The organism is Bradyrhizobium sp. HKCCYLRH3097 (genome assembly GCF_051167875.1).
Classification (GTDB): domain Bacteria; phylum Pseudomonadota; class Alphaproteobacteria; order Rhizobiales; family Xanthobacteraceae; genus Bradyrhizobium.
In genome coordinates, this window is the sequence record NZ_JBNPTX010000016.1 from 97,520 (window position 1) to 121,719 (window position 24,200).

Genomic DNA, 24,200 nt, shown 5'->3' on the forward strand with positions numbered 1-24,200 from the left:
TGATGACTACGTAGAGAGGGTTGTTAGTCAGGAGATCGCGATGTCAAGACCGCTTGTCGTTTCCATTCCGCATCGCCTCGGCAAGGACGAGGCCGTGCGCCGGCTCCAGGCCGGTCTCAGCCGCGCCGCGACCAGCGTTCCGGTCCTGAAGGTCGACGAAGAGCGCTGGGAGGGCGACAAGATGATCTTTCGCGTTCGCGCGCTCGGTCAGGCGGCGTCGGGCCATGTCGACGTCGCCGACGATCACGTGCGTGTCGAGGTCGTGCTGCCCTGGCTGCTGCAGCGCTTTGCCGAGGCGGCGCAATCCGCGATCCGCAGCCGCGGCCAGTTGCTGTTGACGAAGAAGAGCTGATCAGGTCGGGGCCGCTGCTGTCCGACGTCGACCAGGCGGGTGGGCTGCCGCGTCGGTCCGCGCCGGGATCGCCGCTGCAGGCAAATGCGTGAAGATGGAGGACACCGCCAGGATGCCGTCCTGCATGTCCCCCGGTATGTAGCCGCGGGCATGAACCTCGGCTTCGAAACCATCTGCGTGGGGCCACACCCGGCCACCGTCGGTGAAGGGTGCAAAGTTGCGCACGGTGACGACGACGACGGCGTCGCGCCCACGCCGCCGTGCGAAGGCAATGACGTGATCGGCATGACGTCCGCTCACCTCGAGCGGCTCGTAGGAGCCGTCGGTGAACACGGCGGGCATCTGGTTGCGAAGCTTCAGCAGCTCCCGCGTCCAGGCGAGCTTGATGCGGCCGTCCGGCCAACGGTCCGCGAGGTGGGCCCAGTCGGGAGTCTCGCACGCACGCAGCGCGTGCTCACGCGCGGCGAAATCGACCGGGCGGCGGTTGTCCGGATCGACCATCGAAAGGTCCCAGAACTCGGTGCCCTGATAGAAATCCGGCACGCCGGGCATCGTCGCCTTCAGCGTGAGCTGGGTCAGCGAGTTCAGCGCGCCGAGCAAAGCGAGTCGCCTGGAAAGCGTCTCCAGCGACTGCAGGAACTCGGACGAGCGCTCGCGATCCAGGATGCGGTCGATGAAGGCGCGCAGGCCGTTCTCATAGGCCTCGTTCGGATTGAGCCAGCTGGTCTCCTCCTTGCCCTCGCGCGCGGCCTTCAGCGCATAGGCCTGCAGCCGCTCGGGCAGGGTGCCATCGGTGCCGCTTGCCGGCCAGATGCCGACGAGCGTCTGGTACAGCATGTATTCGAACGCCGCCGAGGGCGCGCGCATTTTGCCATCCGTGATGACGTGCGGCGCGTTCAAGGTCTTCCAGCGCGCCATCGCGGACGTCCAATCGTTGGGCAGCTCGGTGATGGCGGCGAGCCGCGTGCGCGCATCCTCGCCGCGCTTGGTGTCGTGGGTAGCAGTGGCGGTCATGCCGTGCGGCCAATGCCTGGCGCGGTCCCGCATCAGCTTGTGGAAGTCGGCGATCGCCAGAGCATGCGCCGCTGGATCGCCACCGACCTCGTTGAGCGCGAGCAGTCGGTGGAAGCGGTAGAAGGCGGTGTCCTCCAGCGACTTCGCCATCATCGGCCCGGTGAGCTGCTGCACCTTGAGGGCGAAGCGGCGCACACGCGGGACGCTGTGGTTGGTGCTGCGGTCGCGCTTGATGAGATCCATGGTCAGCGCATCGCGCAGGAACTCGAAGATCGAGCCGTCGGAGGCGAACCATTCGGCCCGGGCGCCTGCGATGGCGTGGTCGATCAGCTTGCGGTCGGTCTCGGTCGGGCCGGCTGTGGTGAGATAGGTGCGATAGACCGGGAAGTGAAGAACATACAGCTCAAGCGCCTGGCGCAGGATGTCTTCCGAATAGTCGCGCGTCGAGTAGTGGCCGTTGGCGATGCGCGCCAGCAGGCGGGTCAGCACGGTGAACTCGCTGGTCAGCAGAGTCTCCAGCACGCGCCGCTTGGCCTCCTTGATCACAGGCGCGAGCTTCGGCGGCTTGTTGCTGATCTGGCGCCAGATCTCGTCCAAGGGCTCCAGACCTTTGCCGTCGATCAGGACCTGGGTGATGACGTTCATCCACTCGTAGCCGGTGGTGCCGTGCACGCCGGCAAAACCCGGCAGCTTCTCGTGCTCGCAGAGAATCTTCTCGATGACGACGTAGAACGGCCCGGCTGCGGGCCCCCGAGCGTCGCGGATCAGCCGCCGCAGGCGCTGGAAATATTGTGCGGGATCGCGCAGGCCGTCGATATGGTCGAGCCGCAGACCCTGCAACTGGCCATCCGCGATCAGCTTCTTGACCAGCCGGTGGATCGCTTCGAACGTGCCGGCATCCTCGACGCGCAGGCCCGCCAGCGTGTTGACGTCGAAGAAGCGGCGGTAGTTGATGTCGCTGGACGCAAGCCGCCAATGGCCGAGCTTGTAGTGCTGTCGCTCCAGCAGATGATGCAGAGCGAGCGTCTGCGCACCACGGTCGCCGGCCTTATAGGCTGCGATCCCCTGGGCAATGACGTCGGCCGCGCCGGGAATGGCCTTGAGGGCCGCCTTGAACGCCGGCGCTTCCTTGCGGTTCGGATGGCGCAAGCCGCGATAGCGCGACGCCAGGTCGAGGATCGCCTTGCCGGCCTCGCTGCTCTCGTCACCGGCCTCCTTGACGATGATGCGCAGTACCTCGCCATAGCGCTCCGGCGCGATCGGCAGCCGATGCTCGAAGTACCAGCAGGAGAACGAGCCTTCGTCCGGATCATAGCGCAGCTCGATGTCGCCATGTTCGAGCGCGTGGCCGTAGGAGGTGCCGATGATCGGCAGCAGCACGCCGCCGCGCGCGCGGTACGGCAACTGGTCCCAGTCGATGTCGAACGAGGCGGCGTGCGGCGAAGCCTGGCCCCATTCGAGCACGTCGAGCCACCATGGATTGTCGTCGAAATGCACGCCGACATGGTTCGGCACGAAGTCGAGGATGAGGCCGAGATCGTGCTGCTTCAGCGCCGCGCACAGTTTCGCAAAGCCGTCCTCGCCGCCGAGCTCGGGATTGAGCTTGGAATGATCGGTGATGTCGTAGCCATGCGTCGAGCCCTTCCGCGCCGTCATGAAGGGCGAAGCGTAGACGTGGCTGATCCCGAGCGCCTTCAGATATGGCACGACGCGTGCGGCCGATTCGAAGTTGAAATCACCCGTGAGCTGCAGGCGATAGGTCGCGAGGGGAATGGCCGGAGGCATGCTATCCCCCGATGCTCCAGAACACCGACCACGGCGGCAGGCGGTCTCCAGGCGTGCCGCCCCAGATCGGGGTGCCCGGGACGCCGGTCGGCGAAGCCGCGAGTTCCTTGTCGGAGACGTTGGCAAGCAGATTTAGCCGGCTGCCATCGCCCATCAGCCAATGCGCGCTCAGGCGACCGTCATCGGTCACGTCCGCCTCGCCGAATTTCGCTCCCGGAAGCCGCGGCGCAACCTCCTTGTGACGCACCGCAAGGAGCGCGCGCACCAGCGCGAGACGCTCGCGCCCCGGCGACTCATTGCGGGAGTCCCAGTCGATGATTGCGGACTGGAAGGTTTCGATGTCGAGCGGATCGGGAACCTCGTCGCCATATTTGGCGTACGCCCACTCGTACTCTCTGCGGCGTCCGTTGCGCACGGCATGCGCGAGGTCGCCCTGGAAGTCGCAGAAGAACGGGAACGGCTGCTTCGAGCCCCATTCCTCGCCCATGTACAGCATCGGGACGGTGGGCGCGAGCAGCGTCACCGCGAGTGCCGCCGCGATCCCTTCCGGCGACGCCAGCGCCTCCAGGCGGTCGCCGAACACGCGGTTGCCGATCTGGTCGTGGTTCTGCAGGAAGTTGACGAACGCGCCGGGGGCCAGATGACCGCTCGGCTCGCCCCGCGGATCGCCGCCCCAGAATGCCGCGGGTTCGCCTTGGTAGACGAAGCCGGAGGCGAGCGCGCGAGCGAGATCGCGGCGCGGCGCCTGCTGGTAGTCGCCGTAATAGCCGCCGCTCTCGCCGGTCAGGATCACGTGCCAGGCGTGATGATAGTCGTCGTTCCACTGCGCGCGAAATTTGCCGCGCGGCGGCTCCTCTGCGGAATCCAGCATGCTGGCGCGGTTGTCGCCGTTTTCCAGCACGAGATGGATGTGCCGCCCGGTTGCTTCGACCAGCTTGCCCACGGCGGCGCTGAGATCGTGCAGCATCGGGATCTCACCCTCGTTGGACAGGATGTGATTCACGGCGTCGAAGCGCAGGCCGTCGAAGCGATAGTCCGTCAGCCAATGCAACGCGTTCTGAATCGCGAAGGCGCGCACTTCGGAGAGCCGGTAGTCGATCGCGCTGCCCCACGGCGTATGCGCGTCGGTGAAGAAGGTCGGCGCATAGCGGCCGATGTAGTTTCCCTCCGGGCCGAAGTGATTGTAGACGACGTCGAGAAACACCATGATGCCACGCAGATGCGCCTCGTCGATCAGCGCGCGCAGATCATCGGGACGCCCATAGACGCTGTCCGGCGCGTAGAGCAGCACGCCGTCATAGCCCCAGTTGCGGGAGCCGGCGAAGTCCGCCAGCGGCATCAGTTCGAGCGCGGTGATGCCGGTTTCGACGAGATGATCGAGCTTGTCGATCATTGCGCGGTAGGTGCCTTCCGTCGTGAAGGTGCCGACATGGCTTTCGAGGAACACGGCATCCTGCCATGGACGACCGCGCCAGTTTTCGGAGCGCCAGGTGTAGGCACGGTGGTCGATGATTTCGCTCGGGCCGGAGACATCCTCCGGCTGGAAATCCGAGCCGGGATCTGGAACGTCGAGCTCATCGTCAATACGGAACTTATACCGCGTGCCGGCGCCGGCGCCGGCGACGTCGAGCGAATACCAACCGCCATCCCCGCGTTGCATCTCATGCTTGACGTCGAGGATCAGATCGACGCGCCTGGCGGCAGGCGCCCACAGCCGGAACGTCGTGCCGTCCTGCGTGAGCCGAGGTCCGAATTGACGGCCGTTCATGACTGGCCCGCATACGCCAGCACGGAGCGGGACGGGGCCTTGAGGTCCGCACCGGACGCGAAATCGATCGGCGTCTGCTGGGCTTCGGTGGTGTTCAGGACCTGTTGCCACGTCTTGTACTCGGCAAGCTTGGGCAATTTGAATCCGATCTCTTCGGGGGCCGCGTTCAGAACGATAAAGATCGGAGCCTGTTCCTGTTCCACCGGAGCGAGCACATAGGCGAGAAATCGTCCGTCGGGAAAGGTCCAGTCGGTTTGCGTCATCTCCTCCGCCGAAGGCGTCAGCCACAGCACGCCGAAGCTGCCGTCCGGGCGGCGGCCATCGAGCCAGCGGCGCGCGCGAATCTGGCCGAAGCGGCGGCGCAGCTCGGTCATGTGCGCGATGAAGTCGATGAGATCATCGCCCTCGCGGCCCATGCCGCTCCAGTCCACCCAGCCGACCTCGTTGTCCTGGCAATAGGCGTTGTTGTTGCCATGCTGCGAGTTGCCGACCTCGTCGCCTGCGAGCAGCAGCGGCAGGCCCTGTGCGAGGAACAGACAGGCGAGCTGGTTCTTGCGCGACTGCCGCCGCAGCGCCGTGATCGTCACGTCGTCGGTCGGCCCCTCATGACCGAAATTGTTGCTGTGGTTGTCGTTGGAGCCGTCGCGATTGTCCTCGCCGTTCGCTTCATTGTGCTTGCTGTTGTAGCTGAAGAGATCGGCCAGCGTGAACCCGTCATGGACGGTGACGTGATTGACGCTGGCGCGCTGGGTGCGGCCGTCATGGTTGAAGATGTCGGACGAGCCGGTCATGCGGCTCGACACCTCGCCGATCAGGCTGCCTTCGCCGCTCCAGTAGCGACGCATGGCGCTACGATAGCGGTCGTTCCATTCGGACCATTGCGAGGGGAATGCGCCGACCTGATAGCCGCCGAGACCGACGTCCCAGGGCTCAGCGACCAGCTTGACGCTCGCCAGCACCGGGTCCTGGCGGATCGCGGTGAGAAAGCCGCTGCGCCGGTCGAAGCCGTGCTTCTCGCGCGCCAGGGTGGTGGCAAGGTCGAAGCGGAAGCCGTCGACGTGGCAGACCTCCACCCAGTAGCGCAGCGAGTCCATCACCATCTGGAGCACACGCGGATGCGTCAGGTTAACGGACGAGCCGCAGCCGGTGAAATCGTCGTAGAAGCGCGGATTGTCGGGCTTCAGCCAGTAGTAGGACGCGTTGTCGATGCCGCGATAGCACAGGGTGGGTCCGAGATGGTTGCCTTCGGCGGTATGGTTGTAGACGACGTCGAGCATGACCTCTATGCCGGCATCGTGCAGCCTTGCCACCGTCGTCCGGAAGGCATCGAGCGGATTGTCCTGCGCGTAGCGAAGCTCCGGCGCGAAGAACGAGATCGTGTTGTAGCCCCAGTAGTTGACCAGCTTCTTCTCGACCAGCATGCGGTCGTCGATGAAGGCGTGGATGGGAAGCAGCTCGATCGTCGTGACGCCGAGCCGCTTCAGATGCTTGATCATCGCCGGCGACGACAGCCCGCCATAGGTGCCGCGCAGATTGGGTGGGACGTCGTCGCGCTTGTTGGTCAGGCCCTTGACATGGGCCTCGTAGATGATCGTGTCCTCCCACGGGATCTGCGGCCGCATTTCGCGCCGGCCCCAGTTGAAGGTCTCGTCGATGACGACAGCCTTGGGCATGCCGCGGGCGTTGTCGCGCCGGTCGAACGAGAGATCCTCGCGCGGCGAGCCGGCGCGGTAGGCGAAATGGGCGTCGCTCCAGACCAGCCGGCCGGCGAGCCGCTTGGCATAGGGGTCGAGCAGCAGCTTGTTGGCATTGAAGCGGTGGCCCTGCTCCGGCTCGTAAGGACCGTAGACACGGTAGCCATAGAGCTGCCCCGGCGAGACATCGTTGAGATAGCCGTGCCAGACATCCTCCGTCCGCTCCGGCAGTTCGATGCGCTCGATCTCGCGCCGGCCCTGGCTGTCGAACAGGCAGAGCTCGACCTTCTCGGCATTGGCGGAGAACAGGGCAAAATTGGTCCCCCGTCCGTCCCAGGTTGCTCCGAGACGGGCGTGGCTTCCAGCGGCCAGGCGCATTGCGTCAGGCTTCCGGGAGGAGAAATACCGCTGCCATGGGCGGGAGGATGAGGTTGAGCTGGTGTTCTTCAGAGGCATGGACCTGGCCGACGTTGCCGACATTGCTGCCGCCATAATGCAGGGAGTCGGAATTGAAAGCTTCCCTCCATCTGCCGCCGAACGGCACGCGGACCCGGTAATTGTAATACACGTTGGGCGAAAAGTTCACGACCACGACGCAGCGCGCGTGCTCATCGAAGCCCTTGCGCACCCAGGCGAAGACGTTTCGGTCGGAGTCGTCGGTCGTCAACCACTCGAAGCCGGCAGGCTCGCAGTCCCGCTCATGCAGCGCCGGCACGTTGCGGTAGAGGTGGTTGAGGTCGCGGATCAGGGCCTGGATGCCGGCATATTTGGCGTCGCCGAGCAGATGCCAGTCGAGCGAGGTATCGTGATTCCACTCGCGCTCCTGGGCGAGCTCGCAGCCCATGAACAGGAGCTTCTTGCCGGGATGCCCGAACATGAAGCTGTAATACGCACGCAGGTTGGCAAAACGCTGCCAGTCGTCGCCCGGCATCCGGCCAAGGATGGAGCGCTTGCCGTGCACGACCTCGTCATGCGACAGCGGCAGGATGAAGTTTTCCGAAAAGGCGTAGTGCAGGCCGAACAGGATCTCGCCGTGGTGATATTTGCGGTGGATCGGGTCCTTGCTGATGTAGCGCAAGGTGTCGTGCATCCAGCCCATGTTCCACTTGTAGCCGAAACCGAGCCCGCCCATGTCGACCGGGCGAGACACCTGCGGCCACGCCGTGGATTCCTCGGCAGCCGTGGTCGCCTGCGGGAAATGGCCGAACACGTCGATATTGGTCCGGCGCAGAAACTCGATGGCTTCGAGGTTCTCGCGCCCGCCATATTTGTTCGGAATCCAGCCGCCGGATGGACGGCTGTAGTCGAGATAGAGCATCGAGGCGACCGCATCGACGCGCAGACCGTCGATGCCGTAGCGCTCCAGCCAGAACAGCGCGTTCGAGCGCAGGAAATTGGCGACTTCGGTGCGGCCGTAATTGTAGATCAGCGTGCCCCAGTCGAGATGCCGGCCCTGCATCGGGTTGGCGTGCTCGTACAGCGCGGTGCCGTCGAAATGGCCTAGGCCGTGCGGGTCATCCGGGAAATGGCCTGGCACCCAGTCGAGCCACACCGCGAGGCCCTCGCGGTGGCACGCATCAACCAGCGCACAGAAGTCCTCAGGACTGCCGAAGCGGCTGGTCGGCGCGAACAGGCCGGTCGGCTGATAGCCCCAGGAGCCGTCGAACGGGTGCTCGCTGACCGGCAGGAATTCGATGTGCGTGAAGCCCATGTCGCGTGCATAGGCCGGCAGTTGCTCGGCGAGTTCGCGATAGGTCAGCCACTGGTTATTGTCCTTGCGCCGCCACGAGCCGAGATGCACCTCATAGATCGAGACCGGCCTGTTCAGCTTGTTGATGTCATGCGGCGCCGGCCGAGGTTGCGGCAGGCTGGACTCGTCGACCACGATCGATGCGGTCTTGGGACGCATCTCGGCCGCGAAGGCCATCGGGTCCGATTTCAGCGGCAGGTGCTCGCCCTGCGGGCCGATGATGTCGAACTTGTAGTGGTCGCCGGCCCTGGCGCGGGGAATGAACAGCTCCCAGTAGCCGTTGCCGCGGACGCGCATCGGGTGGCGCCGCGCATTCCAGAAGTTGAAATCGCCGACCACGCTGACGCGACGCGCGTTCGGCGCGAGCACAACGAATCCGACGCCGTCGACGCCGTCGAGCACCATTGGATGCGCGCCGAGCTTGTCGTAGAGCCGCTCATGATTGCCTTCGCCGAGCAGATGCAGGTCGAAGTCGCTCAGGATCGGCAGGAAACGATAAGGATCTTCGAGGTCGGTGACGTGGTCGCCGAATGTCGCCCGAAGCCGATAGCGCTGCAGCGACGGCATGGTCCCGGTGAACAGGCCGGCATCATGGATGCGCGTCAGCGCGGCGACGTCGCCGTGCTCGCCGACCACCTCGACGCGGGAGGCCTCGGGCAGGAACGCGCGCACGACGGCCCGCCCGTCGACATTGTGCTGACCGAGATAGCGAAACGGGTCGGCATGCCGACCTTCGATGATCGCAAACGCCTCGGGAGAAAGATGGGTCATGAGGACTCGCTGGCTGATGCTGGCTCGGACAGGACGCGAAGCAGGTTGCTCAATGCGATGCGCAACCAGTCCGGCCGGTGAGCCAGATCATATTCGAGCGCTCCGAGGGCTTTTTCCAGCATGAAAAAGTTAAGGAGCGCCTCCGCCGTATGCGGATCGTCCGGCCAGAGGCGCTGACTGGCCTTGATCTCGCGATAGCCAGCCAAGAAGGCGGTCGCTGCCTGGTCGCGCCATTCCGACAGCGCGGCGGCGATACGGCCGTGATCGTCCTGGCTCGCCCTCAGGGCGCGCTCCTGGGCGACGCGGACCGAGCAATCGATCGAGCGCAGGAAGCCTGCGATGTCGCGCGCCGGCGGCGCCTTGCGCCGACGCTCGGCAAGCGGCTGCTCCTCGTCACCGTCGAAGTCGATGATGAAAATATCGTCCTTGACGATGAGGATCTGGCCGAGATGGAAATCGCCATGCAGCCGGATGTCGCTGCCGCCGATATGGTGCGGGATCAAGCTGCTGAGTCGCTCCGACAGCTCGCCGCGCCTGGCGAGCACCTGGTCGACCAGCCCTCGTTCCGGATCCTTGAGGTGATCGCGGCGCTCGCTCAGGCCCGTGAGGATCCGGTCAGCCTGGCCGCGCAGCCGGTCGATCCAGTGATCGAGATGATCTGCGTTCGCGGGCTCGGGCGCGAAATCGACGATGTCGCTGCGCGAGGCGAGCGCCGCATGCAACTCGCCGACGCGACGGCCTGCCTGCGCCATGTAGCGCAGATAGGGCGACAGCTCCTCGCTCTGCCGCTCGTCGCCGCTCGCGGCGAACACGCGCTGGTCGTCGACGTAGCGATCGAGATAGGCGGCGCTGACGGTCCAGCCGTCGCCCTGGTTCTCGACGAAGCCGTGGACGCAGCCGACGGTCTGCCGCTCGCCCTCCTGGATCACCTCGACACTGCCGAGCAGCGGCGGGACATTGCCGAAGCCTACGGTTTCCGTGAGGAAACCGCCGATCTCGATCTCCGGGTGCGGACCAGCCTCCAGCTCGCGGCGGAGCTTGATGAAGAACTCGTTGTTGACCACCGCCTTGCTGCTGCAGCGGTCGGTCTCGACCACGCGCACCTGTTCCGATTCGCGGATCTGCTTGTCGGGAAACCGCGACGTCGGCCGGAATTCGAGGCGCACCCCGTTTTCCTCGACCGTCAACGCTTGCTTCAGATTGTGCAGGAGCAGCGCAAGAAAGATCGGGCTCGTCGCTGCATCGAGCAGCGTTCCCTCGCGGGCGCCCTGGCGCACGGCGGCGAAGGCCTGCGGATTGTAGCGATCGCGATCGAAACGCACCCACTCGATCTGCATCGGCAGCAGATAGCGCCGCTTCTCGTCGCGCTCGGCGGCCTTGAAGAAGATCAGCCAGGGCCGGTTGTCGCCGATGTCGCAGAACGGGATCGCCGAGGTCAGCGTCGGATGGATCGCGTCCGCCGAGCGCTCGGGGTACCATCGCGCGCGCGCCAGATGACCGGGCAGAACGTCGCGTTCGAACACGCTGCGAGTGCGAGCCAGCGATACCCAGGTCGAGCCGAGCGGCACGACCAGCGTCTCGAACTCCGGTACCGCGCGCTGGATGATGGGCTCCGACTTCTCGCGCTCCTTGAGCTGGAACCAGTAGAATCCGTAGGGCGCGAGCGTGATCATGTAAGGCAGCTCGCCGATGGCGGGAAAGCGCGAGCGGCCGAGCATTTCGATCGGGACGCGATCCTTGAACGGCGAGAGATCGAGCTCGGTCGCCTGCGCCGAGCGCGACAGGTTGGCGACGCAGAGGATGACCTCGTCCTTGTATTGGCGGACATAGGCCAGAACCGACCGGTTGGCCGGGCGGATGAAGGTCATGGTGCCCCTGCCGAAGGCCAGCGTCGACTTGCGCACCGAGATCAGCTTCTTGGTGGCGTTCAAAAGCGACGAGAGGCTGCGCGACTGCGCCTCGACATTGACCGCCTCGTAGCCGTACACCGGGTCCATGATCATCGGCGCGTAGAGCCGCGCCGGGTCGGCGCGCGAGAAGCCCCCATTGCGGTCGGGCGTCCATTGCATCGGCGTTCGTACGCCGTTGCGGTCGCCGAGATAGATGTTGTCACCCATCCCGATCTCGTCGCCGTAATAGATGATCGGCGTGCCGGGGAACGACATCAGCAGCGAGTTCATCAGCTCGATCTTGCGCCGGTCGTTGTCCATCAGCGGCGCGAGGCGGCGGCGGATGCCGACATTGATGCGCGCACGCGGATCGTTGGCGTAGGTCGACCACAGATAGTCGCGCTCGACGTCGGTGACCATCTCCAGGGTCAGCTCGTCATGATTGCGCAGGAACAGCGCCCATTGGCAGGTCGCGGGAATGTCGGGCGTCTGGCGCAGGATGTCGGTGATCGGGAAGCGGTCCTCCTGGGCGATCGCCATGTAGATGCGCGGCATCAGCGGGAAGTGGTAGGCCATGTGGCACTCGTCGCCCTGGCCGAAATACTCCTGCACGTCCTCGGGCCACTGGTTGGCCTCGGCCAGCAGCAGCTTATCCTTGGCGTAACTGTCGAGCTCGACACGCAGGCGCTTGATGATCGCATGCGTCTCCGGGAGGTTCTCGTTGTTGGTGCCGTCGCGTTCGCAGAGATAGGGAATGGCGTCGAGCCGGAAGCCGTCGACGCCGGCATCGAGCCAGCGCTTCATCACCTGGACGATCGCGTTGACCACGCGTGGATTGTCGAAGTTGAGGTCCGGCTGGTGCGAGAAGAAGCGGTGCCAGTAGAACTGGCCGGCCTCCGGATCCCAGGTCCAGTTGGACTTCTCGGTATCGGTGAAGATGATTCGGGTGCCGAGATATTTCTGGTCGGTGTCGCTCCAGACGTACCAGTTGCGGGCGCTGGAGCCGGGCGGGCTGCGCCGGGCGCGCTTGAACCAGTGATGCTGGTCGGAGGTGTGGTTGACGACGAGTTCGGTGATCACCCGCAGGCCGCGCCGCTTGGCTTCCTGGATGAAGCGCTTGAACTCCTTCATCGTCCCGAAATCGGGATTGATGCTGCCGTAATCGGCGATGTCGTAACCGTCGTCGCGGCCGGGCGAGGGGTAGAACGGCAACAGCCACAGCGTGGTGACGCCGAGGTCCTGCAGATAGTCCAGCTTGTCGGTCAGGCCGGCGAAGTCGCCGACGCCGTCATTGTTGCTGTCGGCGAACGCCTTGACGTGCAGCTGATAGATGATCGCGTCCTTGTACCAGAGACCGTCGCCGTCGGGCTCGGTCTGCAGGCTGGGCGAATCCAGGGATGACATCAGGTTCATGAGGCCCTCACCTAGGAGAGAGGATGATGATGCGGCTGCGATCGGAGGCGTCTCGAAAGATGTCTCGGCCTCGACAGATGCGGCTCTCCTCAAAAGAGGGCAGAATAGGGGAGAAAGCGTCTTTGAGGGCGACGCTCTCGAACGTGTGCGCAAATTTGTTCACGGTGATGCCATTGACAATAAAACGGCGTCCCAGTTCGCTAGAAACCGAGACGACCCCAAATTACAAAGCCGCAAGGCTCGTTTTGTTCCCCGGGGAACGACGGCCTTGCCGCGGCGTTAGGGGCTTATCCTCTTGCCGTCCCACAACAATTTTACGACGTACGACTTGCCGTTACGTCCAGATCGCGTGCCGAATGGATCTCTACAGCGAAGCCCATAGTCTCGGAATCCTGACAGAATTCTACGATGGTCAGGGGCACCGTCGTGTGACCGACGAAGCGGCCCTCAAGATCATCGTGGAGGCCTTTCCCCGGCCCACGCCGCATCGGCTGCTGAGCGATGCGGTGGTGATTCGCTCCGGGCAGCCCGCGCGCAGCCGCCTGACCGAGGCGGCGAAGCTGCCGGTCAGGTGGACCATCAGGCGTGGCGACGCTGAGATCGCGAAGGGAGACGCCGGCGAGGCCCTGGTCGAGTGGCCGGGTGATCTGCCGGTCGGCAGCTACCGCCTCGAGCTGGTGGATGCGTCGTCGTACCGCGAGGAGCTGCCGCTGCTCGTCGCGCCGGCGAAGGCCTTCGCCGGTGATTTCGACCGCGTCTGGCTGCTGGCGGTCCAGCTCTACGGCATTCGATCCGGCCGCAACTGGGGCATGGGCGATTTCACCGACCTTGCCAATCTCATCACGCTTTGCGCCGAAATCGGCGCCGATGGCGTCGGCCTCAATCCGTTGCATGCGCTGTTCGACGATCGGCCGGGCGATTTCAGCCCTTATGCGCCGAACAGCCGGCTGTTCCTGAATGCGCTCTATGTCGATGTCGAGCAGGCCCCGGGCTTCGCGAAGGGGCCCGGCAGCAAGGTGCTGGAGCCGGTGCGGCAGGCCGAGCTGGTGGACTACAAGGGTGTGGCGGCGTTGAAATGGCCGGCCCTGCGTGCCGCCTTCGACGCTTTCATGGCTGCGCCCGACGCCGCGGCCGCTGCGGAGTTCAAGGCCTATCGGGCCGAGCGTGGCGAGCTGCTGGCCCGCTTCACCTGCTTCGAGGTGTTGCGGCATCGCTTCCAGAAGCCCTGGTGGGACTGGCCCGAGGAGTGGCGGCAGCCCGATGCTGCGCGCTGCGCGGCGCTGCTCAGCGGCCCCGACCGGAGGGAGGCCGAGTTCATCGCCTATGTGCAATGGCTCGCCGAGCGACAATTGCGCCATTGCCGGGATCTCGCGCATCGGCTGGGAATGAAGGTCGGCTTGTATCTCGACGTCGCGGTCGGCGTTCAATCCGACGGCTTCGATGCCTGGAACGAGCAGGGCGCCATTTCGCGCACGCTCTCCGTCGGGGCGCCGCCCGATCCCTTGAACACGGTCGGGCAGAACTGGGGGCTCGCCGGGTTCAACGCGCCGGGACTGGCGCTGAAGAATTTCGAGCCGTTCCGGGAGATGGTTCGGGCGTCGATGCGGCATGCCGGCGCGATCCGGCTCGACCATGTGCTCGGTTTGAAGCGGCTGTACCTGGTGCCGCACGGATTTCCGGCCAAGCAGGGCGCGTACGTGCAGATGCCGTTCGAGGCGCTGCTGGCCGCGACCGTCATCGAGAGCGTCGCCAATGAATGCATCGTCATTGGCGAGGATCTCGGCACCGTGCCGGAGGGCTTTCGCGAACAGATGGCCGATTGGGGCTTGTGGTCCTACAAGGTGATGATCTTCGAACGCGACGACAACGGCCGCTTCCGCGATGTCGACTTCTATCCGCCGAACGCGCTGGTGACGCTGAATACCCACGACCTCTCGACCTACGCCGGCTGGCGCTCGTTCGGCGATCTCAAGACCAAGCGCGGGCTGGGCATCGATCCCGGTGAAAGCGACCAAGATCGCTGGGATGCGTTGGGGCTCTGGGACGAGGTGCTCCGCCAACACGGCATTCAAGCCAACGACGTCCACTCAGCGATCGCCTTCCTGTCGCGGACGCGGTCCCGGCTGCTGGTGATTTCCCTGGAGGATCTGCTGGAGGTGGTCGATCAGCCCAATATTCCCGGCACGATCGACGAGCATCCGAACTGGCGCCGCAAGATGCCGATCAAGCTCGAGGACATCGCCGGTGCGACCAGCGTCGCGGCGTTGAAGGCGGCGACCGCCGAACGGATCAGCCCGGCCGGCGTTTAGAACGGGGGGATTGCGGGGGGCAGTTGCACGCGGATAACAAATGTCCTGCAGGATCGAAGACTACGCCCTGATTGGCGATTGTGAGACGGCTGCCCTGGTGAGCCGGAACGGGTCGATCGACTGGCTGTGCTGGCCGGCGTTCGATTCCGACGCCTGTTTCGCCGGCCTGCTGGGTGATCGCAGCCACGGCCGCTGGCTGATCGAGCCGCGCGGCGACGTCCGATCGACGTCTCGACGTTATCGCGGCGACAGTCTCATCCTCGAGACGCGATACGAAACTGCGACCGGCACCGTCGAGATGATCGATTTCATGCCGCCGCGGGGCAGGGCCTCCGATGTCGTTCGGCTGGTCCGCGGCGTCTCCGGCCGGGTCGCCATGCGGATGGAGCTGATCATCCGCTTCGGGTTCGGCATCGAGATTCCCTGGGTCAAGCGTTCCGAGGATCGCTCCGCGCTGCTCGCCATCTGCGGCCAGGACATGGCGGTGCTGCATACGCCCGTCGCGACCCGCGGCGCGGACATGACCACGGTGGCGGAGTTCGAGGTCGCTGCCGGCGAAACCGTGCCTTTCGTGCTCACCTACGGTCCGTCGCATCTGCCGGCGCCCAAGGCGATCGATCCGGATCAGGCGCTGGATGACACCGAAACCTTCTGGGCCGACTGGTCGCGGCGCTGCACCTATCAGGGCGAGCATCGCGCACTCGTGATGCGCTCGCTGATCACCTTGAAGGCGCTCACCTACGCGCCGACTGGCGGCATCGTCGCCGCGCCGACCACCTCGCTGCCGGAGAAGCTCGGCGGCCGGCGCAATTGGGACTACCGATTCTGCTGGCTGCGTGACGCGACGTTCACGCTGCTCGCGTTGATGAACTCAGGTTACACCGAGGAAGCGCTGGCCTGGCACAACTGGCTGCTGCGCGCCGCGGCCGGCGCTCCCGCCTACATGCAGATCATGTATGGCATCATGGGCCAGCGGCGGCTGATGGAGTGGGAGGCCGAGTGGCTGCCGGGCTACGAGGGTGCCCAGCCGGTGCGGATCGGCAATGCCGCGCATGCGCAGCTCCAGCTCGACGTCTACGGCGAGCTGATGGATGCCTTCCATCAGGCCCGCATGACCAAGCTCAAGCTGGACGACGGCACCTGGGACCTGGAATGCGCGGTGCTCGACCATCTCACCGACGTCTGGGACCAGCCCGACCACGGCATCTGGGAACGCCGCGGCGATGGCCGTCATTACGTGTTCTCCAAGGTGATGACCTGGGTGGCGTTCGATCGCGCGATCACGAGCGCGGAGAAGTTCGGGTTCAAGGCACCGTTGGAGCGCTGGCGGCGGCTGCGCGAGACGATTCATCGCGATGTCTGCGCCAAGGGCTACGACGAAAGCCTCGGCAGCTTCGTGGAGTCCTATGGCTCGCGGCTGCTCGATGCCAGCCTGCTGCTGTTGCCGGCGGTCGGCTTCCTGCCGTGCTCCGATTCGCGCATTCGCGGCACGGTCGACGCGATCGAGGAGCATCTGCTGCGGGACGGCTTCGTGCTCCGGCACGATCCGCGCGAGGTCCCGCCGGACGAGCAGCAGCCGATCGAAGGCGCGTTCCTGGCCTGCACGCTGTGGCTGGCCGACGCGCACGTCCTGGCGGGCGATACGGAGAAGGCCGAGACGCTGTTCCGCCGCGTGGTGAACATCGCCAACGACGTTGGGCTGCTGGCCGAAGAATACGACACCGAGGCACGGCGGCAGACCGGCAACTTTCCCCAGGCGCTGACCCATATCGCGCTGATCAACACGGCGCATAATCTGAGCAGCGCCAAGAAGGCCAGCGACAAACCCGCAAGGCAGCGGTCGGGAGCCTGAGCCGCCGCGCGTCAGCTTGCGGATGAGCCTTGCGCGTTTTCCGCCAGGATCATCTCCATGGCATTGGCAAAGCCTTCGTCCTGATTGGACGTGGTAATGCGCTTGGCTTTGCTCTTCACCTCGTCGCTGGCATTGCCCATGGCGATCGACAATCCGCTCACCTCGAACATCGCGACATCGTTGTGCATGTCGCCGATGGTCGCGACCTGGTGGAGCGGAACGCCGAGCCGCTTGGCCATCGCCGTGACGAAGGTGCCCTTGTTGCGCCCGGGCGGAGTGATGTCGAGATAGTAGCTCTGCGAGCGGACCGCCGTCGCCTCGGTCCCCAGCGTCTGCTGCATCTGGCTCTCGCAGTGCGCCAGCAGCTCGAAATCGCTGCTGGCGCCGACGATCTTGCAGGCGTTCGACAGATAGTGGGAGAAATCGTCGACGATCGTCGGCTCCGCGCGTATCGCGCGCCGCTCGTTCGGGACGTATTCGCCGTCCGGATTGCGCGTCAGCCAGGCATCATTGGTGAAGACCCAGATGTCGACCCTGGATTGTTGGAGAAGATCGACGCAGCGCGCGGCGGCGGCGGGCGGGATCAGGCTCTGCTCGAGCGGGCGCATATCGGCGTCGATGATCGAGCTGCCGTTGAACGGGCCGACCGGAAGGCTGATCTGCAGCGGCTCGATCAGAAAGCGCATTCCGATCGCTGGGCGGCTCGAGGTGAGCGTGAAGGCGACGCCACATTCGTGCAGCCGTCGCGCCACCTTCGCGGCCCGCTCGGTCAGAACCTTGTCCTTGGTCAGCAGCGTGCCGTCGACGTCGGATACGACGAGAGCGATGCGGGTCATGAGCCCTTCCTGTTCGCGGGTCAGGCGCAGCCCCGACCGGCGTGAAGCTGTTGCATGATGTCGTCCACGATCGCCGCGACTGGCGCGTCGACCGAGACTGTAATGGGACGCTCGGCGGCGTCAGGTGGTTCCAGGGTGGCGAATTGGCTGGCGAGCAGGCCCGGCGGCATGAAGTGCCCCTTGCGATGGCTCATCCGTCTGCCGATCAGCTCCTGACTGCCTTGGAGATAGACCATGCGGACATCGTTACAGCCGCCGACCAGGATATCGCGATAGGCCTTCTTGAGTGCAGAGCAGGCGATGATGATGTGCTGGCCCGCAGTACGGCAACGCGCGATCTCCTGGGCAATCGCCTGCAGCCAGGGCCAGCGATCCTCGTCCGTGAGCGGGTGGCCGGCGCTCATCTTGGCGACGTTTGCGGGCGGGTGAAAGCTGTCGCCATCCTCGAAGCGCCAGCCGAGGCGTTGCCCCAATGTTTTCCCGATCGTGCTCTTGCCGGAGCCGGACACGCCCATGATGACGAGCGCATGGGGCAGGTCAGATGTCGCCACTTCGCCCCTCCGGCCAGGCCTCGCTGTCGATGAGCAGGATCGTCTCCCGATTTGAGCGGGCGCGATTGGCCGGCAGGTCCTCACCGGCCAGCACCCGCGTCATGATCGCGCGCTTGTCGGTACCGGCGATCTCAAACAGCATGGTTCGGCAGGAGGCGAGCGCAGGCAAGGTCAGGCTGATCCGCGGCACGAAGGGAGCGACGTGAGCCTTGTCGACGCCGACGACCCAGCGATCGGCGACATCAACGGCGGGAAAACCGGGGAATAGCGACGCGACATGGCCGTCGGGGCCGATGCCGAGCAGCACAAGGTCGAACAGCGGCCGCGCGGGGGCGAGCCGCCCGGCGCCGTAGAACGCTTCCAGCGTGCGCTGATAGTCGCGGGCACTGGCCTCCGGGTCCGACCTATCGGTCGCGATCGGGTGGATGTTGGCGGCCGGCGCGCAGGCATCGAGGAACGCGTGGCGGGCCATGGTCATGTTGTGCAGGGGATCTCCGGCCGGAACATAGCGCTCGTCGCCGATGAACCAGTGCACGCGCGGCCATGCAATCCGCTCGCGATAGGCGTCCGTCGCCAGCAGCTGATAAAGCTGCCTCGGGCTCGATCCCCCGGTGAGGCAGACGGCTATGGTCCCCGGATTTGCGTCGATGCGGGCCAGGAGATGTTCGGCCGCGACCCTCGCCATCGTCGCCTGGTCCGCGACTCGCACGAGTTTGCGGTTCTGCGGCCCGGCCACGGCTAAATCAGCTTGCGCCAGCTGCGGCCGTCGCGGGCCAGGAGATCGGCCGCCGCCTCAGGTCCCTCGCTGCCGGCCGCGTAGGAATGCAGGCCATCGCGGCCGGCCTTCTTCCACGCCCCGATGAACGGCTCGACGGCCTTCCAGCCGGCCTCGACGCTGTCGGCGCGCTGGAACAGGATGTTGTCGCCGATCATGCAGTCATAGATCAGCGTCTCGTAGCCGGTGGCGGGCTCGGCCTGGAAATAGTCCTTGTAATTGAACTTCATCTGCACGCCATCGGTGCGGATGGTGGGGCCGGGCACCTTGGTGTTGAACTGCAGCGTGATGCTCTGGGTCGGCTCGATGCCGATGACCAGATAGTTCTCGGCCAGGGTCTCGATCGGCGTGCAACTGAACATCGCGAACGGCGCCTGGCGGAACTTGATCGCGACCTCGGTGCGCTTGGCGCCGAGCGCCTTGCCGGTGCGCAGATAGAACGGAACGCCGGCCCAGCGCCAATTGTCGATCGTGAGCTTGAAGGCGGCATAGGTCTCGGTGGTGCTGTTGGGGCGGACGTCCTTGCTCCTCAGATAGTCGGGCAGCTCGGCGTCGCCGATCATGCCAGCCGTGTACTGGCCGCGCACCGAATTGAGCAGCGCCTCCCGTTCGCTCAACGGCTGGATCGCCGACAGCACCTCCGCCTTCTCGGAGCGGACGGTATGCGCATCGAACCGTGCCGGCGGCTCCATCGCCACCAGCGACAGCAATTGGAAGAGATGGTTGGGGACCATGTCGCGCAGCGCGCCGGTCGCGTCGTAGAAGCTGCCGCGCGTGCCGACGCCGAGCTTCTCCTCGACGGTGATCTGCACGTGGTCGATGTGATGCCTGTTCCAGATCGGCTCGAACATGCCATTGGCGAAACGCAGCACCAGGATGTTCTGCACCGTCTCCTTGCCGAGGTAATGATCGATCCGGTAGATCTGGTGCTCGGTCACGAGCTGCAGAAGCTCGTCGTTCAGCTTCTTGGCCGAGGCGAGGTCGGTGCCGAACGGCTTTTCCACCACGAGGCGGCGCCAAGCCTTGCCGTCCTCGCGCAGCAACCCGACGCGCCCGAGCTGTTGCGCGATCGGCGCAAAGGCGCTCGGCGGCGTCGCGAGATAGAACAGCCGATTGCCGTGGGTCTCCCGCGCGGCTTCCAGCTTTTCCAGCTTCGCCTTCAACTGATCGAAGCTTTCCGGCTCCTTCGGATCGGCCTCAATCGCAGTCACGCATTGCAACAGGCGCTGCGCGATCTCATCCTCGATCGGGCGTGTGGCGTATTTGCGTAGGCCTTCCATGAGATTGTCGCGCAGTTGCTCGCTCGACGTGCCCTTGCGGGCAATGCCGACGATGCAGAACCTGTCCGGCAGCAGATGATTGGCCGCGAGATTGTAAAGCGATGGCAAGACGAGCCGATGGGTCAGATCGCCGGTCACACCGAAGATCACGAAGGCGCAAGCGTCAGGCTTCTGATGTTGCGGCTGGTGCGGATGCAGCGGGGTCACGCGCGGTCGTCCCTGGGCTTGACGATCTCGGGCGCGCTCTGGCGCGCCGGGTCTGGGTGCTGTTCAGGCTCCTTGTGCCCGCCAAAGCCTTCGCGCATCGCCGAGAGAATCTTTTCCGCGAAGGTGTGCTCCTGGCGCGAGCGGAAACGGGCGAACAAGGCGGCGGTCAACACCTCGGCCGGCACCGCTTCGTCGATCGCCGCATTCACGGTCCAGCGGCCCTCGCCGGAATCCTCGACATAGCCGGAATATTTCTCCAGACCGGGCTGCCGCGCGAGCGCGCTGGCGGTGAGGTCGAGCAGCCAGGACGGAATGACGCTGCCGCGGCGCCACACCTCGGCGATGTCAGCGAGATCGAAGTCGAAGCGATGCGCCTCGGGCAGCGCCGCGCTGTTCGCATTCCTGAGGATGTCGAAGCCCTCGGCATAGGCCTGCATCAGGCCATATTCGATGCCGTTGTGGATCATCTTGACGAAATGGCCGGCGCCAGTCGGCCCCGCATGGATGTAGCCCTGTTCGACGCGCGGGTCGCGGCCGTCACGGCCCGGTGTGCGCGGGATGTCGCCCATGCCTGGCGCTAGCGTCGCGAAGATCGGATCGAGTCGGTCGACGACCGGCTTGTCGCCGCCGATCATCATGCAGTAGCCGCGGTCGAGGCCCCAGACTCCGCCGGAGGTGCCGACGTCGACGTAGTGCAGACCGCGCTCCTTGAGCGCCTTGCCGCGGCGGACGTCGTCCTGCCAGAAACTGTTGCCGCCGTCGATGACGACGTCGTCTCGGCTCATCAGCTTGGTGAGCTGCTCGACGGTGGCTTCCGTGATCTTGCCGGCCGGCAGCATGACCCAGGCGTGCCGCGGGAGGGCGAGTTTGCCGACGAACTCCTCGAGGCTCGCGGCGCCGGTGGCGCCCTCGGAAACCAGCGCGGCGACGGCCTTTGCGTCGCGATCATAGACCACGCAGGCGTGTCCGGCGCGCATCAGGCGGCGCACGATGTTGCCGCCCATCCGCCCGAGACCGATCATTCCCAATTGCATCGACGATGCCCTTCCTAGCTCAGCGCTTCACTGATCGCGCTGTCGAGCATCTTCAGGCCCGATTTCAGATTGCCCTTGAGATGGACCCGAAGAGCCCTGCGCCCGCGCTCGGTGAGCACGTCGAAGTCGCCGCGCGCCTGCGCCGCCTTGATCACGCCGAAGCTCGCCTTCTGCCCGGGGATCGGCAGATCCTGGGCATCGTCGGCCGTGATCTGGAGAAACACGCCGCTGTCCGGACCGCCCTTGTAGGCCTGGCCGGTCGAGTGCAGGAAGCGCGGACCGAACTCGGCGCAGGTGGCGAGGTGCTTGGCATCGCGCAGCCTCAGCCGGATCCGCTGCAGCGTGTCGATATTGCCTGCGTTGCGGTCGATATAGCCGAGCAGGGCGATGTAGTCGCCGTCGCCGGCGCGGCCGAGATGCGCCTTCAGCCAGGACGCGAGCGTGCCGTCGGCGCCATGCTCGCGCAGGCTCTCGACGTTCTGTGCATCCGTGTAGAGCTCGCAGCCCTTGATCGAGACCACCGGCTCCTCGGCCGGCAGCGCGCCGCTCTGCTCGAACGCCGCCGTCAGTTCGCGGGTCTTGATCTTGGCCGATTCGACGTCGGGCTGGTCGAACGGGTTGATGCCGAGCACGGCGCCGGCAACGGCGGTCGCCATTTCGAAGCGGAAGAATTCCTGGCCGAGCTGGTCGATCGACTTCATGACGATGCGCACGACCGGATGGCCGGCCTCCTCGAGCGCGGCGAGCTTTGCATCATGGCCGGCCACGTCGTCGCCGCCGATCCTGATGTCGATGAAGAAGCGATCATGACCGTAGACCTCGGGCGAGGCGACTGGCTCGCCATCGATCGGGATGAGGCCCTTGCCTTCCTTGCCCGTGGACTCCGCGATCAACTGCTCGGCCCAGGCACCGAAATCGGCGATCTTGGGCGAGGCGAAGATCGTTATCTTGTCGCGGCCTTCGAGGCCGGCGAGACCCATCGTCAAGCCGAGCTGAACGCCCGGGTTCTGCAGCGGCGGCACGTCGGGCCCGCAGGAGCGCACCATCGACAGCGCCTGCGTGATCAGCCTGCGCACGTCGATGCCGGCGGTCGCGGCCGGCACCAGGCCGAACGGCGACAGCACCGAATAGCGGCCGCCGATGGTCGGCTCGCCGTGGAAGATGCGGGCGAAGCCTTGCGCCTTGGCCGCCTTCTCCAGCGACGAGCCGGGATCGGTCACGGCAATGAAGCGATGGCCGGCCTTCTTCGGCCCGATCGCCTCGGAGACGCGCGCGAAGAAGTAGTCCTTCATCGCGTTCGGCTCGGTGGTGCCGCCCGACTTCGAGGAGACGATGAACACCGTACGGGTGATGTCGATCGCCTTCTCCATCGCGCGCACCTGCGCGGGGTCGGTGGAATCGAGTACGTGCAGCCTGGGGAAGCCGGCCCTGCGCGGGAACGTCTCGGCGAGCACTTCCGGCCCGAGGCTGGAGCCGCCCATGCCGAGGACCACGGCGTCGGAAAACTTCTGTCCCTTCACCCGCTGCGCATAGTCCTCATAATCGCCGATATCGGCTTTCTCCGCGCTGGTCAGCCAGCCCAGCCATTTGTGCTCGTCATGGCCGGTCCAGACGGTCGCATCCTTATGCCAGAGCCGGCGGATCCTGGCGTCCTTGCGCCAGTCCTCGGTAGCGGAGGCGACCTTCTTCTCGAGATCAGCAGCAACGGCGATCGTCTGCTGCCCAAGTCCTGTCCCCAGCACGACGGCGCGCTTGTGCGCAACCGCGCCGTAGAGCTTGTCGGCGGCGTCGGCGAACTGCCTGACGCCGTCGACCACGAGATCTGCGGTGATGTCGTCGAGCGAGATGCCGGTCTTCGCCAGATCCTCCAGGGCGGCCTGGGCGGCATCGACGTCTTCCTCCAGGCTGTCGCGCACCTCTCCGTGATCGCGGAAGGCGTCCAGCGTGGCCGGCGGCACGGTGTTGACGGTGTTCGGCCCGATCAGCTCCTCGACATAGAGGACATCGCTGTAATCCTTGTTCTTGGTACCTGTGGAGGCCCAGAGCAGCCGCTGCGGCTTGGCGCCTTGCTCGGCCAGCCGCTCCCAGCGCGCGCCTGCGAACAGCCGCTTGTAATCCTGATACGCCATCTTGGCGTTGGCGATGGCGATCCTGCCCTTGAGCGCCGCCAGCCGCTCCTTCTCCGAGGGATCGTTGGCCTGGGCGATCTTCTCGTCCAGTTGCTTGTCGACCACGCTGTCGATGCGGCTGACGAAGAACGACGCCACGCTGGCGACATGCGACGGATCGCCGCCGGCGCCGACGTAGGCCTCGAGGCCGGCAATGTAGGCTTCGGCGACCTGCCGGTAGACGTCTTGCGAAAACAGCAGGGTGATGTTGACGCTGATGCCCTTGGAGATCAGGTGCTGGATGGCCGGCAGGCAGGCGTCGGTCGCCGGCACCTTGATCATCAGATTCCTGCGGTCGACCGCCTTCCAGAGCTGTTCGGCCTCGGTGATGGTCGCTTTGCTGTCCATCGCCAGATAGGGCGAGACTTCGAGGCTGACGAAGCCGTCATTGCCATCGAAGCGGTCGTAGACCGGCCGCAACACGTCGGCAGCATTCTGGATATCCTCGACGGCGACGGCCTCGAACAGCTGCGTCGGCGATCGATCGCCGTTCTTCAGCGCCGTGGCGATCGGCGCGTCATATTCATCGGAGCTGCCGATCGCCTTCTCGAAAATCGCGGGATTCGAGGTGACGCCCTTGACGCCATCCTCATCGATCAGCCGCTTGAGGTCGCCTTTGGCGACGAAGCCGCGTGCGAGGAAATCGAGCCAGACCGCCTGGCCGTGTTCTTCGAGAGCTTTGACCGGATTCATGATGCCTATCTATGTGCGTCGGCTTGCTTTTTCGGGTTCCCGCCTGGCGGCCTGCCAAG

The 24,200-nt window shown here is 65.3% G+C and carries 14 protein-coding genes; 3 read left to right on the forward strand and 11 right to left on the reverse strand.

The features are described 5' to 3' along the window. Positions 1-40 precede the first annotated feature (40 nt). Positions 41-352 carry a polyhydroxyalkanoic acid system family protein gene (locus tag ACQR0U_RS29765; protein ID WP_315717996.1) on the forward strand — a complete coding sequence of 104 codons (312 nt, stop codon included), beginning with the start codon at positions 41-43 and terminating at the stop codon, positions 350-352. Here ACQR0U_RS29765 and treY read toward each other — a convergent pair whose 3' ends face one another. From treY to treS, 5 genes are read right to left on the reverse strand one after another with little or no spacing between them, the layout of a single operon-like run. Beyond that, complete coding sequence (gene treY / locus ACQR0U_RS29770) at positions 353-3,151, reverse strand: malto-oligosyltrehalose synthase (protein ID WP_434872363.1); 2,799 nt, start codon at positions 3,149-3,151, stop codon at positions 353-355. A gap of 1 nt (position 3,152) precedes the next feature. Further along, a complete protein-coding gene (gene treZ / locus ACQR0U_RS29775; RefSeq protein WP_434862875.1) occupies positions 3,153-4,919 on the reverse strand; it encodes a malto-oligosyltrehalose trehalohydrolase in 1,767 nt (588 codons plus the stop codon). Next, positions 4,916-6,991 (reverse strand): glycogen debranching protein GlgX, encoded by a 2,076-nt coding sequence (gene glgX, locus ACQR0U_RS29780; RefSeq protein WP_315750201.1) that lies wholly within the window; start codon positions 6,989-6,991, stop codon positions 4,916-4,918. Before glgX ends, treZ begins: the two co-directional genes overlap by 4 nt. A 4-nt stretch (positions 6,992-6,995) precedes the next feature. Next, positions 6,996-9,134: a 1,4-alpha-glucan branching protein GlgB gene (gene glgB, locus ACQR0U_RS29785; RefSeq protein WP_434842820.1), complete on the reverse strand. Its 2,139-nt coding sequence runs from the start codon at positions 9,132-9,134 to the stop codon at positions 6,996-6,998. Beyond that, entirely contained in the window at positions 9,131-12,436 is a 3,306-nt protein-coding gene (treS, locus tag ACQR0U_RS29790) for a maltose alpha-D-glucosyltransferase (RefSeq protein WP_434842821.1), read from the reverse strand. The genes glgB and treS overlap by 4 nt, the downstream gene beginning before the upstream one ends. 356 nt (positions 12,437-12,792) lie before the next feature. On the opposite strand from treS, the gene malQ reads away from it, so the two are divergent. Further along, positions 12,793-14,745: a 4-alpha-glucanotransferase gene (gene malQ, locus ACQR0U_RS29795; RefSeq protein WP_434842922.1), complete on the forward strand. Its 1,953-nt coding sequence runs from the start codon at positions 12,793-12,795 to the stop codon at positions 14,743-14,745. A gap of 40 nt (positions 14,746-14,785) precedes the next feature. After that, on the forward strand, positions 14,786-16,597 hold the full coding sequence (locus tag ACQR0U_RS29800; RefSeq protein ID WP_434842822.1) for a glycoside hydrolase family 15 protein: 1,812 nt from the start codon (positions 14,786-14,788) through the stop codon (positions 16,595-16,597). A gap of 11 nt (positions 16,598-16,608) precedes the next feature. On the opposite strand, the gene ACQR0U_RS29805 is transcribed toward ACQR0U_RS29800, so the two are convergent. Genes ACQR0U_RS29805 through ACQR0U_RS29830 form a run of 6 tightly spaced genes read right to left on the reverse strand, consistent with a single transcriptional unit; the run spans position 16,609 to position 24,141 of the window. Next, complete coding sequence (locus ACQR0U_RS29805) at positions 16,609-17,433, reverse strand: HAD family hydrolase (protein WP_434842823.1); 825 nt, start codon at positions 17,431-17,433, stop codon at positions 16,609-16,611. Positions 17,434-17,453: 20 nt separating this feature from the next. Next, positions 17,454-17,948 (reverse strand): gluconokinase, encoded by a 495-nt coding sequence (locus ACQR0U_RS29810; protein WP_316166626.1) that lies wholly within the window; start codon positions 17,946-17,948, stop codon positions 17,454-17,456. A gap of 22 nt (positions 17,949-17,970) precedes the next feature. Then, positions 17,971-18,720, reverse strand: a complete 750-nt coding sequence (pgl, locus tag ACQR0U_RS29815) for a 6-phosphogluconolactonase (RefSeq protein ID WP_315718005.1) — start codon at positions 18,718-18,720, stop codon at positions 17,971-17,973. Positions 18,721-18,722: 2 nt separating this feature from the next. Next, positions 18,723-20,246 (reverse strand): glucose-6-phosphate dehydrogenase, encoded by a 1,524-nt coding sequence (gene zwf / locus ACQR0U_RS29820; RefSeq protein ID WP_315718006.1) that lies wholly within the window; start codon positions 20,244-20,246, stop codon positions 18,723-18,725. Then, positions 20,243-21,280: a phosphogluconate dehydrogenase (NAD(+)-dependent, decarboxylating) gene (gnd, locus tag ACQR0U_RS29825; RefSeq protein WP_434842824.1), complete on the reverse strand. Its 1,038-nt coding sequence runs from the start codon at positions 21,278-21,280 to the stop codon at positions 20,243-20,245. The genes zwf and gnd overlap by 4 nt, the downstream gene beginning before the upstream one ends. Before the next feature lie 14 nt (positions 21,281-21,294). Further along, a complete protein-coding gene (locus ACQR0U_RS29830; RefSeq protein WP_434842825.1) occupies positions 21,295-24,141 on the reverse strand; it encodes a bifunctional transaldolase/phosoglucose isomerase in 2,847 nt (948 codons plus the stop codon). Positions 24,142-24,200: the final 59 nt, after the last annotated feature.